This window comes from Flavobacterium sp. KMS (genome assembly GCF_000813005.1).
Lineage (GTDB): Bacteria > Bacteroidota > Bacteroidia > Flavobacteriales > Flavobacteriaceae > Flavobacterium.
Map to the genome: position 1 here is coordinate 56,646 of NZ_JSYP01000007.1, position 19,019 is coordinate 75,664.

Here is a 19,019-nt window from a genome sequence, read left to right on the forward strand (position 1 = left end):
TTTAAACTATCTCACTATTAAGAATTTCTCTCTTAACTATTAGAATCTACTGCATCAAAATTAATCTCTTTGTCAGCTTCCCATTTTCCTACTACCGATGTAGCAAGTGCATTACCTAATACGTTTGTAGCACTACGGAACATATCACAAAAATGGTCAATTGGCAAGATTATAGCAATACCCTCAATAGGAATGTCAAACATACCACAGGTTGCAGCAACAACAACCAAACTGGCTCTTGGTACACCTGCAATACCTTTACTAGTTAACATTAAAACCAAAAGCATTACCATTTGAGTACCTATATCTAAATGTACACCATAGAACTGTGCAATAAAAATACTTGCAAAAGTCATGTACATCATACTACCATCCAGATTAAAAGAATAACCTAATGGCAACATAAATGATACAATTTTATCTTTTACACCAAATTCTTCCAGCTCTTCTGTTAATTTAGGAAACACAGCCTCGCTACTTGTTGTTCCAAAAGCAATAGCAACAGGTCCCATAATACGTCTTAACAATTCAGTCATTCTTCCTTTAAGAAAAATATAACCTACAACAATTAAAACAACCCATAAAGTACTAATCCCTATTAAAAACGAACCGAAAAATTTAAAATATGTGATTAATAATTCTTCAGCATCTCTTACAGCAAATACTCCTGCAATGGCTCCGAAAACTCCAATTGGAGCGAAGTTCATTACATAGTTTACCATTTTAAGAACAATGTGCGACATTTTATCCAGCGCATTAATAACCGGTTTTACAGTAGTTCCTAATGAAGCTGCTGCTAATCCGAAGAAAATGGAGAATATTACAATTTGCAAAATCTCATTTGTAGCCATTGCTTCAAAAATACTCTTAGGTACAATATGTGCAATAAAATTCTCAAACGACAACGATTGCGTTTTCCCTGTTACCTCAGTTGCAGCCGACATATCTACGTGGTCTAATTTTAAACCTACTCCTGGTTGCAAAATATTTATATAGAACAAACCAATCAATAATGATATAAAAGAGGCTGTAAAAAACCAAGCCAATGCTTTTCCTCCAATTCTACCTACTGTTTTTATATCTCCCAATTTAGCAATACCAACTACCAAAGTGGTAAATACTAAAGGCGAAATAATCATTTGAACCAAGCGAATAAAGATAGTAGCTAACATCTTTATCTTATTACTAAACTCTACTGCCGCATCATGCGAAATATAATTATGCAATATAATACCCAGTGTTGCACCAAGAAACATTGCAATAAGAATTTGCCCAGTTAAGCCTCTGAAAAAAGATGTTTTTTTGATTTCTGTATTATTGTTCATCAAGTGTTTTTTGTATTATTAATTAAATATAAGACGCTCGCCTGTCTTACGTATCTCTCTAATATGTTTTATTTATCAAATGGAAATCTGCAAGAACTATTGCAGCCATAGCTTCTACAATTGGTACAGCACGAGGAACAACACATGGATCATGGCGTCCTTTACCAGTCATAGGAGTAATATTTCCTTTGTTATCTAATGAATCCTGTGTTTGCATAATTGTTGCAACAGGTTTAAAGGCAACTCTAAAATAGATATCCATTCCGTTACTAATTCCACCCTGGATTCCTCCCGAAAGATTTGTCTTAGTAGTTCCGTCAGGATTATATAAATCGTTATGCTCGCTTCCTTTCATTTCAGAACCCGAAAAACCACTACCATATTCAAAACCTTTTACAGCATTGATAGAAAGCATTGCTTTTCCTAATTCGGCATGCAATTTATCAAAAACAGGCTCACCTAAACCTACAGGCACGTTTTGAATCACGCAAGACACAACCCCACCTACAGTATCACCTTGTTTTCTTATATCTCTAATATATTCTTCCATAGTCGCCGCAGCAGCTTCATCTGGACAACGCACAGGATTACTTTCTGTTTTAGAAAAATCTAATTCCTGATAAGGAGTGTTTAAATGAATTGGTCCTACAGACGAAACGTAGGCATTGATTTTAATAGTAGGTAACATTTGTTTCGCAATCGCTCCAGCAACAACTCTACTGGCAGTTTCGCGGGCGGAGCTACGACCTCCCCCACGGTAATCACGAAAACCGTATTTTTTATCATAAACATAGTCAGCATGACTAGGTCTGTAGTTATCTTTTATATGAGAATAATCGTCTGATTTTTGATTTGTATTCGGAATAATAAAACCAATTGGAGTACCAGTGGTTTTTCCTTCAAAAACTCCAGATAAAAATTGTACATCATCTGGTTCCTTCCGTTGGGTTACTATTGCAGATTGTCCAGGTTTTCTTCTTGACATCTCAAACTGTATTGCTTCTAGATCTAATGTTATTCCTGATGGACAACCATCAATAATTCCGCCTAAAGCTTCCCCATGCGATTCTCCAAATGTTGTAATTTTAAATAGTGTTCCGTAGCTATTTCCCGCCATTGTAATTAGTTTTGAGCAAATGTAAGTTTTATGAATTAAATTAAAAAATTTTAAATTGGTATTATTATCTAAAGGTTAATTTGCATTATCATCACGATTTCTTAAAATTGAAGAACAATTGATAACTATTTATTAAAAACAAATCGGCAGCAGATTCTTTAAATTTGTTAAACACCAAATCAAAACCAATTGAAAAAAAGAAATGTTGAAGTTGTAGTAATATCAGATGTTCATTTAGGAACTTACGGAAGCCATGCCAAAGAACTAAGCAACTACCTATCAAGCATTAAACCAAAAATTTTAGTATTAAATGGCGACATAATTGATGCATGGCAATTTAGGAGATCTTACTTTCCAAAATCCCATTTAAAGGTAATTCAGAAAATTATCGGCTTTGCTTCCAAAGGAACTAAAGTGTATTATGTAACAGGTAATCACGATGAAATCCTAAGAAAATTCAGCGAAATGACTATGGGAAGTTTTGCCTTAGTCGATAAATTAATCTTAGAATTAGATGATAAAAAAGCCTGGATTTTTCACGGAGACGTATTTGATGCCTCTGTACAACACTCTAAATGGATTGCAAAACTAGGCGGAATAGGTTATGATTACCTAATTTTAACCAATCGATTCATAAACTGGTGCTTATCTAAGATTGACAGAGAACCTTATTCTTTTTCTAAAAAAATTAAAGCCAGCGTAAAAAAAGCTGTTAAACATATATCCGATTTTGAAACAACTGCAACAGATTTAGCCATCGAAAAGAAATACGATTACGTAATTTGTGGACACATTCATGAACCAAAAATTGAAAGAAAAGAAAATAAAAACGGATCAACACTTTATCTAAATTCTGGAGATTGGATAGAAAATTTAACCGCATTAGAATACCATAAAAAGCGATGGAAATTATTTCATTATTCTCAAATGAATTTCTCTGAAGAAGAAAACCTTTTTGAAATGGAAGATAGTTTAAGTAGCCAATTAATGACCTCACGCTTTATCCCTAAATAATTTTATCCTGATTTGCATCAAGTATGATTCAGCAAAGCAAAAATGTGAATTATGAAACATTTAATATAATTTCTATAATTTTAACATTTTGTTTATACAATAACTTTGTCTGAATAAATACTTACTTATGAAAAAAATAATTTTGTCAGCTATCATGTTGCTAGGATTAGCATTTACAGCACAAGCACAAGACATTTCTAAAAATGCGCTTGGATTACGTTTAGGGGATAACCACGGATTTGGAGGAGAGATTTCTTACCAGAGGGCATTATCTAAAAATAATAGAATTGAAGCCGATTTAGGTTGGAGAAATAGCAACGATGTAGATGCTTTTAAATTAGTAGGACTATACCAATGGGTATGGAACATAGACCAAGGTTTTAACTGGTACGCAGGTGTCGGTGGTGGTATTGGCAGCTGGGATCATGATTACCATGGCTATAGTGACAGTGGAACTTTCGTATTTGCAGCTGGAGATATAGGTATTGAGTACGGATTTAAAGAAGTGCCAATTTTACTTTCACTAGACGCAAGACCAGAAATTGGTTCTGGATATTACGATGATGATAATTTTGGATTTGATATTGGATTAGGAATCAAATTTCAATTTTAATAAATGTATTTATAAAAAATCCTGTCATACTTAATGACAGGATTTTTTTTTTATTTAATGATAATTTCTTTTTTCGAATTTATTTTTACCACAGCATAAGGATAAGTAATCACTTGCATTACCATACTATCGGGTGCAGGAGCAGTTTCTTTAACAGTTATAATAATATTTTTATCTGTTTCCTCTACTTTTTCAACTCCTATAGAATAACCTCCAGTATTTTTCTCTCCCATATTCAGGACAATATAATTTGCTTTTTTTATATCGTCTTCTTTTATTTTTCCTTTTAAGCTCTCATCACTGGTCAACATCTTGATTTCATTAGGTTCGCTCAATATTTCAAAAAAATGAATATTTCCACCACCATCACTTTGCTGAGTCAAAACTTCATACAAAGCAGTATTTTTATCTCCAGATTTTGTTGCCCCACAAGAAATTACAAGAACTGAAACAAATAAGACTAGTATTTTTTTCATTGTTAACTTTTTAAATTAATATTTTACTGTACTCCTTTGTGATCTTTATAATCGTTAATCGCTTTTTGATATAATGCTTCATACTTTGGCAAAATATTCTTAATATCAAATTTCTTCGCAACCTCCAGAGCATTCGCTTTAAACACATTTAAAGTCGCATCATCCTTAAGAATCTTAAGTGCGTTCACAGCCATTTCTTCAACATTACCTACATCGCTTAAATACCCCGAATAACCATCAAAGTTTACCTCAGGCAAACCACCCGAGTTACTAGAAATTACAGGAACACTACAAGACATTGCTTCAAGCGCTGCCAAACCAAAGCTCTCTGTTTCAGACGGTAATAAAAATAAATCCGTAAAACACAAGATTTTGTCTATTTCGTTACTATTCCCAAAAAAGATTACTTTATCATAAATCCCTAGTTCCTGGCATAAAATCTCGGCTTTCTCCTTTTCAGGCCCATCACCTACCATCATTAATTTTGCAGGAATCTCTTTTTGGATATTATAAAAAATCTTGATAATATCCGGGATTCTTTTTACTTTTCTAAAATTACTAATGTGTGTAATAATACGTTCGTTTTCCTTTGCCATAACATAACGATGACAAGGAGCGTCAGGATCTTTTTTAACCTTATCCAGTTCGATAAAATTAGGAATCACCTTTATCTTATTCTTAATGTTAAACAATTTTAATGTATCATCTTTCAAACTCTGAGAAACCGAAGTCACATAATCTGATTTGTTAATACTAAAAGTTACTGCAGGTTTATAAAACGGATGATTCCCTACCAAGGTAATATCCGTTCCGTGAAGTGTTGTAATCATCGGGATATGAATCCCTTCATTTTTAAGCATTTGCTTCGCCATATAGCCTGCATACGCATGAGGAATTGCATAATGTACATGAAGCAATTCAATCTTATACAACTTTACCATATCTACCAATTTGCTTGACAAAGCCAACTCATACGGCTGGTAGTGAAACAAAGGATATTCAGGAACATTTACTTCGTGATAATGTACATTAGGATTCAAAAGTGCCAACCGAACAGGCTGACTATAAGTTATAAAGTGAATTTCGTGACCACGTCTTGCTAATTCAAGACCGAGCTCTGTTGCTACAACCCCGCTCCCACCAAAAGTAGGATAACAAACTATTGCTATTTTCATGTATTAATTTTAGTCTTACGAAAGTACTTAAAATTAGTGTTGAATTGAAATTTTAGAATGTTAGATTTTTCAAAAAAAGGTTCTGAGGTTCTGAGATACTAAGGTTCAAAGGGACAAAGGTTTTCCGTAGAGGCTCTCAGCAGTACGTCTATCTCACAGAGTTGCAAAAGAACAAAGACAACGTTGCTACATAAACTAACCACATCGTAACCGCAAACTTATCCTCCTGACGCAGGAAGGATCTCTGCTAGACAACGACCTTTGTCAAAATTTTGAACTTTGACAAAGATTATTCAAAAATTCGATTATTAAAATTCGGTATTTTTTCAGCACTATTAAACTCCCAACTACCGTAAACGAAGTCTTCTAATTGCTGCAGTAACTGTTTATCAATTATAATTTCTGTTGTTTCTAAAAAAGCCAAAATACCCGTATACCCAATAATCGTAGGGTTTGTATCTGTAACTGGTTTACCAACTACTGCATTTATAGTAATTTTCCAGAACTCAGAACTACAAGAAAGAGCGAACTCCAAACCTGCTATTAATCCTTTCTTCCAAGTTTCCATTCCTTCACGCCCCACATCTATTGAATGATTACTATATCCAATTCCAGAGTAATTTTCTATAATTTGGTTTTTAATCTCATCTTTTTCAATACTTAAGTTAACTATTGCAAAATATGGTCTACCATTTTTATATTTCATCCAACGATAATCTAAGCCTTGATTTTTCATTTATAATTGAGTCAATTTTACGATTACACTAAATTTTATTTATAAAGTCTAATTATTACAGACAAAGAAAGTCTAGTTTCATTTTATCTCAAAAAAAAAGGCATAAAATCTAAATTTTATGCCTTTTGTAATTTATCTATAATAAAGATTTAAAAGAATCTACTATGCCAGCTATCTGCTGCTGGAACTTCCCACGATTCATTAAATTCTTCAATATTGTTTACCAAATTATTAAAAACGATAGTGTTTTCAGTAACTGCTTTGTCTTTCACCATTTTCTTAAAATCAATCAATGGCTTGTGAGCAATATGTTCTCCTAATTTAAAAGTAACATTCATCTTATCTAGCAAGTCTACATTGTATTTTTTCTCAAGACTTTGGATAAACTCTACCGATGAATCGATAGAACATCCTGTTGCAGCTTGTACATCTTGATCTACAGCAATAATTATAAATCGGTTGTACTTAAGCAAGTATGATGATTCTAAACTAGTTCCGTGTGCTGCCCAAGATTCAAGGAAACCTTGTAAAGCAGTTTCGATTTCAGAAAATTCTTCGTCCGAGAACTTTCTATTGGATTGATAAATCCAAATCTTTGATTCTCCAGGTAAATTTTCAAAAGGAATATACATTTTTTTTTATTTTAGATTTTAAACAGTTAAAAGTTTCATGTTAAAAGTTCAAAACCTTAGAACTTCAGAACCTTTGCAACTTTGAACCTTTTTTTAAACTTTGAACCTTTCCTAAACTACAAATCCTGTGCATTAGCGATTAACTCGGCAATGTCCATTACTTTAGTTTCAGCTTCTTTTTCTTTATTTTTGATACCATCCGTTAGCATTGTATTACAAAACGGACAAGCAGCAGCAATAATATCTGGTTTTACTTCCAGAGCATCTTCAGTACGTAATACGTTTACTTCTTTGTTTCCTGGCTCTGCATCTTTAAACATTTGCGCTCCACCAGCTCCACAACATAATCCGTTTGCTTTAGAGCGTTTCATTTCGACCAACTCAATATCAAGTTTCTCAATTAATTCTCTTGGTGCTTCGTATATTTTATTAGCTCGTCCTAAATAACATGGATCATGAAACGTAATACGTTTTCCTTTAAACTGTCCGCCTTCAATGGTTAATCTACCATCATCCAGCAATGATTTTAAGAATTCTGTATGGTGTACAACTTCATATTTTCCACCAAGTTCAGGATACTCATTTTTTATTGTATTGAAACAATGCGGACAAGCGGTAACTATTTTTTTTGCTTCATAAGCATTCAGAACTTCGATATTCATCATAGCTTGCATCTGAAACAAAAACTCATTTCCAGCACGTTTTGCAGGATCTCCAGTACAACTTTCTTCTGTACCAAGAACCGCAAAAGAAACATCTGCACGATTTAATATTCGTACAAAGGCTTTTGTGATTTTTTTTGCTCTATCATCAAAACTTCCTGCACAACCTACCCAGAATAAAACTTCTGGTTGTTTTCCTTGGGCTAGCATTTCTGCCATTGTTGGCACAACTAAACTTTCTGACATGTTCTTTTTTTGTTTAATCGGTTAATCGTTAAGTGGGCAATCGTTATAAAACAAATCTACCTTCAAACTTTCACTAAAAACCGAAAAATTATTTTATTCTATTAATTAAACGAATTACCGATTAACCAATTAAACTTTTTTAATTTTCGTTTTTCCAGTTCAATCTATCTTGCTGATTGTACTGCCATGGTGCTCCATTATTTTCAATATTCGTCATCATGGCGTTTAAAGGCATTGGCGCAGCACTTTGCTCCATAACCAGGTAACGACGCATATCCATAATAATAGATAACGGACTAATATTTACAGGACACTCTTCTACACATGCATTACATGATGTACAAGCCCATAATTCTTCCGGAGTGATATAATCATTTAATAAAGACTTATTATCTGGAACAAAAACTCCTTTATTAGCATCTATATTTTTTCCTACTTCTTCTAATCTATCTCTTGTATCCATCATAATTTTACGAGGAGACAATTTTTTTCCAGTTTGATTTGCAGGACAAGATGAAGTACAACGACCACATTCTGTACACGTATAAGCATTTAATAACTGAACCCAGTTTAAATCCTGAACATCACTTGCACCAAATTTAGCTGGTGCAGCATTTTCATCTGCCGGAGGTGCCGCTGCAAATGGATCAGCGTTAGGATCCATCATTAATTTAACCTCTTTTGTAACCGATTCTAAATTATCAAATTGTCCTTCTGGTTTCAAATTAGCAAAATACGTATTTGGGAAAGCCAATAAAATGTGTAAATGTTTAGAGAAGTACAAGTAGTTCATAAAAATTAAGATACCTATAATATGCAACCACCAAAATACTTCAAACAACAATACAACCAATTCGTTTGACAATCCGTTAAACATTGGTGCTATAAACTGACTCACAGGAAAACTTCCTGCTTTATGAAAAACTCCTCCAGGAACATTTTGCAAATGAAAGTCAGAAGCATTCATCAATAAAAACAATACCATCAATACAACCTCAAAATACAAGATGTAATTTGCATCATTTTTAGGAAACCCGTTTAAATCTGGATTAATAAATCGCTTTAGTCGAACAATATTTCTTCTTATCCAGAAAACTGATACTGCAACCAGAACTAATAATGCTAATATTTCAAAAGAAGCTATCAATACATCATATACTGGTCCTAAATATGGCGCAAATACTCTGTGCGTACCAAATAAACCATCAATAATGATTTCGAGTAATTCAATATTTATAATTATAAAACCAACATAAACAACAATATGCAATACTCCTGCTATTGGTCTTTTTACCATTTTAGACTGACCAAGGGCAATCATAGCCATGTTTGTCCAACGTGCTTTTGGATTGTCTTTACGATCTACATCTACTCCAAGCTTTATGTTTCGGATGATTTTTTTTACGCTAGACGCAAAAAAACCAAAACCAATTATAAGAAGAATGGCAAATAAAATATTATCTAAATAACTCATATCTTAAGCTTATTTTTTAGAAATCGAATCGTTTACTGGTGCTACGTATGGTTTGTTTTTCTTACCAAAAAGAGAAACATTTACATAACGTGTTGGCGACAAACGCACATCTTGCAACAACAACTCTAACTCTTTAGAAGTTGCTTGTAGGTTATTATAAAGCGCTTCGTCTTTTAGTAATTTACCCATTGTACCTTTACCTGAATTTAATCCATTCATTATACCATCAACTTTAGCCAATGTTTGGTTTAAATTTCTAACCGTTTTTCCTAGATCTGCTTTATTTAATGAATCTGATATTTTAGAAAAATTCCCAGAAACTTTATTAAAGTCAGTTACAATACCGTGAATTTGGTTTTTGTTATTATCTAAGATTGAATTTACACTAGCTGAAGCTTTATGAAATTGAGCCATAGTTTCGCTTAATTCTGCCAAAGTCTTTTTTAAATCTTCTTGCCCTTTTTGATCAAGAATATTGTTTAATCCAGAAACTAGTTTATCTATATTAACTAACATCTTCTCTACTTTATCCTGAACCGGAGCTAATTTATCTGCCAAACCTGCTGTTAAACCAAGTTTAGTAGTTCCTTTTAACATTTGCCCGTCTTCTGCTGGTTCTTTATCATTAAAGTTTGGAATGATTGAAATTTGTTTTCCTCCAATAAATCCAGGCTCATATATAGATGCAGTACTAGATTTAGAGATTGGAAAATCAGTTTTTAACTGTAATTCCACTAATAATTTTCCTGTAGCTTCGTTAATTTTTATACCGTTGATTTTTCCAATTGCTAAACCATTTAGAGTAACAGGTGCAGATGTAGCTAATCCTTCCACATTGTCATATTCAACATAAAATGTTTTGTAGTTTGTAAAGAGGTCTTTGCCTTTTAGAAAGCTGTACCCCCAAATAAATAATAAAATTGATGCGATGACTAAAATAGCCGTTTTAATTTCTCTTGTTAGTTTCAAAATTGTAAGTGTTTGTACAAATTTAATATAAAAATATTGAACTTGTAATTATTATTTAAGCGAGTCTTGGATACTAATTTTTTCTCCATTTTTAAATGCAATCAAAAAAGCAGAGTCAAACCCCTTATCTTTTGCTTCTTGCAAATATTTTTTTGCTTGATTATAATCCGCTGTTTGCTGGTAGGTGTATTTATAAACATTATTCTCATATACTACAGAAACTCCAGATAATCCCTTAAAGTTAGATGGCGCCAATGGAGTCTTTTTTATACTAGCCAAAAGTTGTACCTTATATATAGAACCTGTTAAATTAGGTTTTACTGTATTTTTTTGAGCTGGCGCAGTATTTACATTTCTTACAGGTGTAGAATCTTTAACTGCATTTTCTATCATCTTAGTAGATGGTTTTTCATCAACAGCATCGGCAGAACCAGTACCGAAATATTCTTTTTTATAACTGATAATAGCATCAGCAATTGCTTTTGCATATTCGTTTTGTCCAGCATCCGAATTTAAAATATCTCCTTCTGTAGGATTAGAAATAAAACCTGTTTCTACCAAAACTCTTGGCATATATGCTTTATGAAGTACCATAAAAGGAGCTTGTTTTACTCCTCCATGACGCAATTTTTTCCCGAGAATATCAAAACCTTCTTCTATTTTACTTGCTAATGCAATACTATAATCTAAATATTCTTCTTGCATTAAAGTCATTCCGATCATAGATTCTGGCGAATTAGGATCAAAACCTTCGTATTTACGTTTGTAATCTTTCTCTAAGGTAATAACGGAGTTCTCTTTTTTTGCCGCTTCAAGATTCGAAGCAATTTTATTCATACCCATAACATAGGTTTCTGTACCAAATGCAGCAGTATTTTTATTTGCATTACAATGTATAGACACAAAAATATTAGAATTTGCTCTATTAGCAATATTGGCTCTTTCGACCAAATCTATAAAAACATCCGTCTTACGAGTATAAATAACATCAACATTCGGATAAGACTCTAGTAATTTACCTACTTTTAAAACTATAGCCAAAGCAATATTTTTTTCAATTCTTCCGCTATAAACCGCTCCAAAGTCATGATCTCCGTGACCCGCATCCAGTGTTACTTTAAACACATTGGACTGACTATAAGCAGAAATCGATATTATAGTTAGAAATAAACTAAATATTACCCTAATTTTGCTAAATATATTCATAAATTTAAAAGTTAATTTTAATAAAACACAACTGTTATAATTTTTTCAATTGATTATTTTTGACAAAAAATTATATGTAAGTTTGACATGTCAAAAAACAAGCCATATTTTTACAAAAATAGTATTTAAACCTTTGCATACAAACTTATTTAATATCGTTTTATTATCATTTTTCCTAACGCTAGGATGCGGTAATCTATATTCTCAAGAAACAAACAAAAAAAAGAAAGCTGCAAGCGCTAATAAACAGCCAGATAGCATCAAAACTGCAACTATTGATACCATAAAGGTAGATAGTATAAAACCCAAAAAAGCTTTTTTGGATGGCAAAGTAAAATACAAAGCCAAAGATTACGCAAAGATTGATCAAAAGCGTAAACTTATCACCTTATATAATGAAGCTGAATTATATTATCAAGATGTCGAACTAAAATCGGGTATCATTGTTTTGGATTATGAAAAGAATGAAGTTTATGCAGGTCGATTAAAAGATTCTGCTGGAGTTTATACTCAATATCCAAATTTCAAACAAGGCGCAAGTGCTGTAGAACCCGATTCTATACGGTTTAACTTTAAAACTCAAAAAGCTTTAATTTGGAATTCGAGATCTGAACAAGGTGAATTTAGAATAAAAGCTGGTATCACGAAAAAAGAAAACGACTCTGTTTATTTCTTAAAAGGAGCTCGATTTACTACTGCAAAAGATGTAGATAATCCTGAATACTATTTCCAAACCAATAAAGTTAAATTTATTCCTGGAAAAAAAGTAATTACTGGTTTAACCAATATGGTAATTGCCGATGTACCTACTCCTATCGCCTTACCATTTGCCTATTTCCCGATGACAAACGAAAAAAGTGTTTCGGGTTTAATCCTACCAAGTTATAATGACTCTAACACTCGAGGATTCTCATTACAAAATGGAGGTTATTATTTTGCTTTAAGCGATAATTACGACTTAACAGTCCTGGGAGATTATTACACCAACGGAAGTTATGCCATGCGATTTGAGTCGGCATATGCAAAAAGATATAAATACAGAGGTAATATTAATGTTCGTTTTGAAAACCTGATATCTAGTGAAAGAGGATATCCAGATTACTCTAAACAAAACATCTACAACATTCAATGGTCACACTCTAAGGACACAAAAGCAAGTCCTAATTCAAGTTTCTCTGCTTCGGTGAATATGGGTAGTAGTAAATACTTTAAACAATCTATCAATCAGGCAAACATTGGGTCTAGCTTAAACAATACTTTAAGTTCATCTGTTTCTTACAGCAAAAACTTTAATACGTTACCACAAATACGTACATCGATAACTGCCACGCACTCGCAAAATACGCAAACGGAAGTTATTAATATGACGTTACCAACACTAGAAGCAAGTGTAGACAGGATATATCCATTTGTTGGTAAAAATGGAGTTAAAAAAGGTTTTATCAAAAACATTAACTTTCAATATAACCTGAGCGGAAAAAATAGTATCGTAACAACCGATTCTCTATTTTTTAAACCTCAAATGTTTGATAATGCAAAAATTGGAGCTAAGCACAGCATTCCTATTAGTACCAACTTTAAAATATTTAAATATTTTAGTGCCAGTACAACTGCCAATTATCAGGAAGTATGGCAAACAAAAACTGTCGAAAAACATTACGATACTGACCAAAGTAAAGTAGTAGAAAATGTTGTAAATGGTTTTGATGCCTATAGAACCTACTCTTTTAGTTCTAGTCTTGGTACAACAATATACGGTACTTTTAATTTTGGCGAGGACAAAAAGATAAAATCGATACGCCACGTAATGCGTCCGTCTGTTTCTTACGGATACACACCAAGTTTCGAGAAATATTACGATACTTATGCTACTGATGCTACTGGTACTATAACTAAAGAATATAGCCGTTTTGAGGGTGGTATTTTTGGTGCTCCGGGTAATGCTAATTCTAATATTATAGGATTTGATTTAAGCAATACTTTTGAAGCTAAAGTTACAGACAGAGACAGCACAAAAACAGAGCCTAAAAAAATAATGCTGCTTAACAATTTAAACTTCTCTACGAGTTATAATTTTAATGCCGATGGTATAAACTCATTTGCATGGCAACCAGTTAGAGTTAGTGGAGGAACACAACTTTTTCAAGACAAAATGAATGTCAATTTTGGAGCTACTTTAAACCCATATGCAATTGACAATTCCGGGAGACAAATAAATAAATTCAATATTGATAACGGAGGAAGTTTATTCCGAATGACGAGTGCCAATATGACTTTAAACTATTCTATCTCAAATAAGGACAAGGATAAAAAGAAGAAGGACGAGAACAAGCAAAGTGAGAGAAATGGTGGTCGTGAAGATGACTTGTTTGGAACAAATACCGACTTAAACGACCAACGTAAAAGTCAGTTTGATGGATCTGAAGAAGATGATAATGCAATAACTGAATTCTTTAATGCAAAACTTCCTTGGGATATGACACTTGCTTATTCCTTAACTTATGGAAATACTGCCAGAGAAAATAAAATCATCGGAAACTCTATAATGATTTCTGCTAATATGGATATTACTCCTAAATGGAAAGGTGGTATATCTACAGGATATGATTTTGTACAAAAAGGAGTTACTTTTACCCAACTTCGTTTTGAAAGAGATTTATTAAGCTGGAGAATGGATTTTAACTGGACTCCTCTAGGCACAAATTCTAACTGGAATTTCTTTATCGGAATAAAATCGGGTGTTCTTAGTGATATCAAATGGAACAAAAGAAGTACTAATAACAGATAATATTATCTTGTTACAAACAAAAATACATTTAATTTAAATTGAGATAATCATGAAAAAAATCATTTTTACCGAAAATGCACCAGCTCCAATTGGACCATATAGCCAAGCTATTTTAAAAAACGATACTCTTTATGCTTCTGGTCAAATTGCTATTAATCCTCAAACTGGAGAATTAGTAACAGATAACATTCTTGATGAGACAAAACAAGTAATGGAGAACATAGCTGCAATTTTAAAAGCTGCTGATATGACATTTGAACATATAGTAAAAGCAACCATTTTTATTATGGACATGAATAATTTCGCTGCAATAAACGGCGTATACGGAGCTTATTTTGACGAAAAAACAGCACCTGCGCGCGAAACTGTTCAAGTAGCTTGCTTACCTAAAAATGTAAATGTAGAAATTTCTATAATTGCAATACGATAGCATTAAGTAGTAATTGTGCCGAGGCTTCATTTGTAGCCAACGGCACATTATGTACATCGCACACCCGCACAAGCATATTAATATCTACACCATGTGCATGACTCGCTAGTGGATCTTTGAAAAAGAAAACTATCTGGATTTTACCCTCTGCTACTCTTGCTGCAATTTGAGCATTACCTCCCATAGGCCCAGGAAGCATTTTAACTACTTTAAAGCCTGAATTCTCAACATTCCTTCCTAATATTCCTGTTGCTATAAGCTTCATTCTTTCGTCCTGCAAAATGATTCTATTTTTATCTAAAAACTGAACCATGTCTGCTTTCTTCTTATCATGAGCAATAATCGCGATTACTATATATTTTTTCATGAATTAACACTAAATTTAGTATCAAATTTACGCAAAAAAAGACAACTAAAAATCTAAATCAATAAATACCAATCAATTACACAAAACAAGAAACAAAAAAAACCGTTTCAAATAATTGAAACGGTTTTTATATATTTTTAATATCTTGATTTTTATAATTGCAAAGCGATGGCATTTAATAATAACTGTGCAGATGCTTCATTAGTTGCCAATGGTACATTATGTACATCACAAACACGGATTAACATATTAATATCAACCTCATGAGCATGGCTTGCAAGTGGATCTTTAAAAAAGAAAACCATTTGCGTTTTACCCTCTGCTACTCTTGCAGCAATTTGAGCATCACCTCCCATAGGACCAGAAAGCATTCTTCGAGCTTTAAAACCAGCGTTTATAGCCTTGCTTCCTGTAGTTCCGGTAGCGATAAGTTTAATATTTTCCTGAAGTAAGAGCGTTTTATTTTTATTCAAAAACTGAACCATATCAGCTTTCTTTCCATCGTGAGCAATAATAGCAATCTCCATACTTTTCATGTATCTTATTTATTAGAAATATGATATGCGATAAGTCCATCGATTGGACGTCTCAAAACATTACCTAATTGCAATTCATATTTATCAAAAGTTTCTTGTAACTCATCTTTCAAATAATAAGCAATAGAACCTACAAAATGAACTGGAACTTCTTTACAATTATCAAATTGTTTGATGTAATTCTTAACAAATGATTTCATCCCTTTAAAGATGATTTTTCTACAAAATTCTGAATCTTTATGTTTGATTAAGAACTTTGCAAAAGTTGCCAAATAAGCATTTGGATTTGGCTCTTTATATAATTTGTTTTTAATAAAATCTGGATCCATGTTGTATTCTTTTGCAAATTCAACTGCTAAATCCTGAGGCATTTTATTAAAGTAATATTTTCTAATTAATTCTTTTCCAAAAACATTACCACTACAATCGTCCATCGCGATATAACCTAATGATTGTACTTTTTGGAATAATTCTTTCCCATCAAAATAACTACAGTTAGATCCTGTTCCTAAAATACTAACAATTGCTTTCTCTCCTCTTGGGGTAGTGGCATATACTGCTGCATACGTATCTTCGTGAACATCTACGATTGCATTAACGAAATATTCCTGAAAAATTTGTGATAGAGAAATTTTCATTCTATCTGTACCACAACCTGCTCCATAAAAGAACAAATGTGTAGCTGTATTTTTATTCTGTAAAATATCAAAACGATCATTTAATCGGGTTACGATTTCATCTCCATTAAGAATTTCAGGATTTAATCCTAAGGTTTGTGTTGTGAATAATATCTTGCCATTATCATCAATTGCTATCCAATCTGCTTTAGTAGATCCACTATCAACTATTAATTTCATTTTATTTTATTTAGTTTTCGGTTTAGTTTTTCATCTTACAATATTAAGTGTAATTATTTACATTATTGGAGAGTCAAACAAAATAATAAAAATCCCGCTATCTATTCAATAACGGGATTTTGAAATGTATATAAAATTATTTAAGACCTGCGATATGCACAGATAAATCAATTAATTTGCTAGAGTATCCGTACTCATTATCATACCAAGATACAATCTTGAAGAAAGTTGAATTTAAACCAATTCCTGCATTAGCATCAATGATAGAAGTTCTTTTATCAGAAATAAAATCTTGAGATACAACTAAGTCTTCAGTATATCCTAAAATACCTTTCATTGTAGTTTCAGAAGCTTTCTTTAAAACAGCCATAATTTCTTCATAAGAAGTTTCTTTAGCTACTTTTACAGTTAAATCTACTACAGAAACGTCAGCAGTAGGAACACGGAAAGACATTCCAGTTAATTTTCCATTTAAAGATGGAATTACTTTTCCAACAGCTTTAGCAGCTCCAGTAGAAGAAGGGATGATGTTTATGCTAGCAGCACGTCCACCTCTCCAGTCTTTTCTAGAAGGACCATCAGCAGTCATTTGAGTTGAAGTTGTTGCGTGAACAGTTGTCATTAAAGCTTCAACAATTTCGAAATTATCGTGAATTACTTTAGCTAAAGGAGCTAAACAGTTTGTAGTACAAGATGCGTTAGAAACTACTAAATCAGAAGCTTTTGCAGTTTCATGATTTACTCCCATTACAAACATTGGAGCATCTGCAGATGGAGCAGAAATAATTACTTTTTTAGCACCACCTTTAATGTGCTCATTTGCAGTTTCGATAGTTGTGAAAATACCAGTACATTCAGCAACTACATCAACATCAACTTCATTCCATTTTAAGTCAGCTGGGTTTCTTTCTGCAGTGATACGGATGTTTCTTCCGTTTACAAAAAGTTTTCCTTCTTTTACTTCTACAGTTCCGTCAAAACGACCGTGTACTGAATCATATTTTAATAAATAAGCTAAGTGATCAACATCTAATAAATCATTGATTGCTACAACCTCTACATTATCTCTATTGAAAGATTCTCTGAAAACAATTCTTCCAATTCTTCCAAATCCGTTTATTCCTAATTTTACTTTTGACATTTTACTAAATTTTTATTTATTTTTTGTTATTCTACTTATTTTCAAAGTCTAATTTCCTCACAATAAACTTCAATTTTTTTTATTCTATATTTTTATGTTGACATGATCTCAGAAACGCGTAGCAATTCTCTATCTATTTCAGATTTACCTTTAATTGCTTGTTCCAAAGGCGTTAAAGTAACTTTGTCATTTTGTAAACCAACCATATAATTTGATTTCCCTTCAAGTAAAGATTCTACCGCTTTTACACCTAATCTACTTGCAAGAACACGATCAAAACAAGAAGGAGAACCTCCACGTTGCATGTGTCCTAAAACAGAAACTCTAACATCGTATTCAGGTAAGTTAGCCTCTACATAATCTTTTAGTTCAAATACGTTTTTACCGATTTTATCTCCTTCGGCAATAACAACAATACTTGATGATTTTCCAGATGCTTTACTTTTTTGAAGTGATTCTAATAATCTATCTAAACCTAAATCTTCTTCTGGAATAAGAATTTCTTCTGCTCCAGCTCCGATTCCTGCATTTAGAGCAATATGACCTGCATCTCTACCCATTACCTCTACAAAAAACAGACGGTTATGAGAACTCGCAGTATCACGTATTTTATCAATACAATCTACAACAGTATTTAGTGCCGTATCGTACCCTAAAGTATGACTCGTACCAAAAATATCATTATCAATAGTTCCCGGGATTCCCATTACTGGGAAATTATATTCAGAGTTAAATAATAGGCCTCCGGTAAAGCTACCATCTCCTCCTATTACAACCAAAGCATCAATTCCTGCTTTTACAAGATTCTCATGAGCTTTTTTTCTTCCTTCTGGAGTTTTAAATTCTAATGAACGAGCCGATTTTAAAATCGTCCCTCCTTTATTCACAATATTATTTACACTTCGAGGTCCCATTTCTTTGAAGTCACCTTCAATCATTCCTTGATATCCTCTATAAATTCCGATACATTCGATGTTATGATAAGCACAAGTTCGAACTACTGATCGAATGGCTGCATTCATTCCTGGTGAATCTCCTCCTGATGTAAGAACACCAACTTTTTTTATTGTTTTTGGCATTATTTAAGTATTAAAGTGTAAAATTAGCAAACATTCACCACTATTCGGGCTATATTTATAATAAGTTAATAAAATATGTTAAATTCAAACGTTTTCGTTAATAAGTTTTCGGATAGTAAAAAAAATCAATAAAATAAAAAAAGACATTTATTTTAATTGATAATTTAAAAATAACA

General features: G+C 32.6%; 19 protein-coding genes. 4 read left to right on the forward strand and 15 right to left on the reverse strand.

What is annotated here, in order from left to right:
• Nucleotides 1–32: 32 nt before the first annotated feature.
• Nucleotides 33–1,325, reverse strand: coding sequence for a dicarboxylate/amino acid:cation symporter (locus OA93_RS08610; protein ID WP_039112769.1), 1,293 nt, complete (start codon nt 1,323–1,325; stop codon nt 33–35).
• A 58-nt stretch (nt 1,326–1,383) separates the two neighbouring features.
• Nucleotides 1,384–2,442 carry a chorismate synthase gene (aroC, locus tag OA93_RS08615; RefSeq protein WP_039112770.1) on the reverse strand — a complete coding sequence of 353 codons (1,059 nt, stop codon included), beginning with the start codon at nt 2,440–2,442 and terminating at the stop codon, nt 1,384–1,386.
• 189 nt (nt 2,443–2,631) lie between these two features.
• Between aroC and OA93_RS08620 the strand changes: the two genes are divergently transcribed.
• Nucleotides 2,632–3,456 (forward strand): UDP-2,3-diacylglucosamine diphosphatase, encoded by an 825-nt coding sequence (locus OA93_RS08620; protein ID WP_039112771.1) that lies wholly within the window; start codon nt 2,632–2,634, stop codon nt 3,454–3,456.
• A gap of 127 nt (nt 3,457–3,583) precedes the next feature.
• Nucleotides 3,584–4,069, forward strand: a complete 486-nt coding sequence (locus OA93_RS08625; protein WP_039112772.1) for a hypothetical protein — start codon at nt 3,584–3,586, stop codon at nt 4,067–4,069.
• A 50-nt stretch (nt 4,070–4,119) separates the two neighbouring features.
• Here OA93_RS08625 and OA93_RS08630 read toward each other — a convergent pair whose 3' ends face one another.
• The 8 genes from OA93_RS08630 to OA93_RS08665 all read right to left on the reverse strand — a co-directional run bounded on the left by OA93_RS08630 (nt 4,120) and on the right by OA93_RS08665 (nt 11,645).
• The gene (locus tag OA93_RS08630; protein WP_039112773.1) at nt 4,120–4,545 is read right to left on the reverse strand and encodes a protease complex subunit PrcB family protein; all 426 of its coding nucleotides are present in this window, start codon (nt 4,543–4,545) and stop codon (nt 4,120–4,122) included.
• A 23-nt stretch (nt 4,546–4,568) separates the two neighbouring features.
• Nucleotides 4,569–5,720, reverse strand: a complete 1,152-nt coding sequence (bshA, locus tag OA93_RS08635; RefSeq protein WP_039112774.1) for an N-acetyl-alpha-D-glucosaminyl L-malate synthase BshA — start codon at nt 5,718–5,720, stop codon at nt 4,569–4,571.
• Nucleotides 5,721–6,009: 289 nt separating this feature from the next.
• The gene (locus OA93_RS08640) at nt 6,010–6,456 is read right to left on the reverse strand and encodes a hypothetical protein (protein WP_039112775.1); all 447 of its coding nucleotides are present in this window, start codon (nt 6,454–6,456) and stop codon (nt 6,010–6,012) included.
• A 149-nt stretch (nt 6,457–6,605) separates the two neighbouring features.
• Nucleotides 6,606–7,088: a hypothetical protein gene (locus tag OA93_RS08645; RefSeq protein ID WP_039112776.1), complete on the reverse strand. Its 483-nt coding sequence runs from the start codon at nt 7,086–7,088 to the stop codon at nt 6,606–6,608.
• Between the two features lie 116 nt (nt 7,089–7,204).
• Complete coding sequence (locus tag OA93_RS08650) at nt 7,205–7,996, reverse strand: (Fe-S)-binding protein (protein WP_035620482.1); 792 nt, start codon at nt 7,994–7,996, stop codon at nt 7,205–7,207.
• A 139-nt stretch (nt 7,997–8,135) separates the two neighbouring features.
• Nucleotides 8,136–9,470: a (Fe-S)-binding protein gene (locus tag OA93_RS08655; protein ID WP_039112777.1), complete on the reverse strand. Its 1,335-nt coding sequence runs from the start codon at nt 9,468–9,470 to the stop codon at nt 8,136–8,138.
• A 9-nt stretch (nt 9,471–9,479) separates the two neighbouring features.
• Nucleotides 9,480–10,439 carry an MlaD family protein gene (locus OA93_RS08660; protein WP_039112778.1) on the reverse strand — a complete coding sequence of 320 codons (960 nt, stop codon included), beginning with the start codon at nt 10,437–10,439 and terminating at the stop codon, nt 9,480–9,482.
• 51 nt (nt 10,440–10,490) lie between these two features.
• A complete protein-coding gene (locus OA93_RS08665) occupies nt 10,491–11,645 on the reverse strand; it encodes an N-acetylmuramoyl-L-alanine amidase (protein WP_039112779.1) in 1,155 nt (384 codons plus the stop codon).
• Nucleotides 11,646–11,727: 82 nt separating this feature from the next.
• On the opposite strand from OA93_RS08665, the gene OA93_RS08670 reads away from it, so the two are divergent.
• Both OA93_RS08670 and OA93_RS08675 read left to right on the forward strand, forming a co-directional pair.
• Nucleotides 11,728–14,433, forward strand: coding sequence for a putative LPS assembly protein LptD (locus OA93_RS08670; protein WP_039112938.1), 2,706 nt, complete (start codon nt 11,728–11,730; stop codon nt 14,431–14,433).
• Between the two features lie 49 nt (nt 14,434–14,482).
• Nucleotides 14,483–14,863 (forward strand): RidA family protein, encoded by a 381-nt coding sequence (locus OA93_RS08675; RefSeq protein ID WP_039112780.1) that lies wholly within the window; start codon nt 14,483–14,485, stop codon nt 14,861–14,863.
• Here OA93_RS08675 and OA93_RS08680 read toward each other — a convergent pair.
• The 5 genes from OA93_RS08680 to pfkA all read right to left on the reverse strand — a co-directional run bounded on the left by OA93_RS08680 (nt 14,844) and on the right by pfkA (nt 18,843).
• Complete coding sequence (locus tag OA93_RS08680) at nt 14,844–15,218, reverse strand: methylglyoxal synthase (RefSeq protein ID WP_039112939.1); 375 nt, start codon at nt 15,216–15,218, stop codon at nt 14,844–14,846. The genes OA93_RS08675 and OA93_RS08680 overlap by 20 nt on opposite strands.
• Nucleotides 15,219–15,382: 164 nt before the next feature.
• Complete coding sequence (locus tag OA93_RS08685) at nt 15,383–15,757, reverse strand: methylglyoxal synthase (RefSeq protein ID WP_039112940.1); 375 nt, start codon at nt 15,755–15,757, stop codon at nt 15,383–15,385.
• A 14-nt stretch (nt 15,758–15,771) separates the two neighbouring features.
• Entirely contained in the window at nt 15,772–16,623 is an 852-nt protein-coding gene (locus OA93_RS08690; protein WP_039112781.1) for an N-acetylglucosamine kinase, read from the reverse strand.
• Nucleotides 16,624–16,759: 136 nt separating this feature from the next.
• Nucleotides 16,760–17,764 (reverse strand): type I glyceraldehyde-3-phosphate dehydrogenase, encoded by a 1,005-nt coding sequence (gap, locus tag OA93_RS08695; RefSeq protein ID WP_039112782.1) that lies wholly within the window; start codon nt 17,762–17,764, stop codon nt 16,760–16,762.
• 92 nt (nt 17,765–17,856) lie between these two features.
• Complete coding sequence (gene pfkA, locus OA93_RS08700) at nt 17,857–18,843, reverse strand: 6-phosphofructokinase (protein WP_039112783.1); 987 nt, start codon at nt 18,841–18,843, stop codon at nt 17,857–17,859.
• Nucleotides 18,844–19,019: the final 176 nt, after the last annotated feature.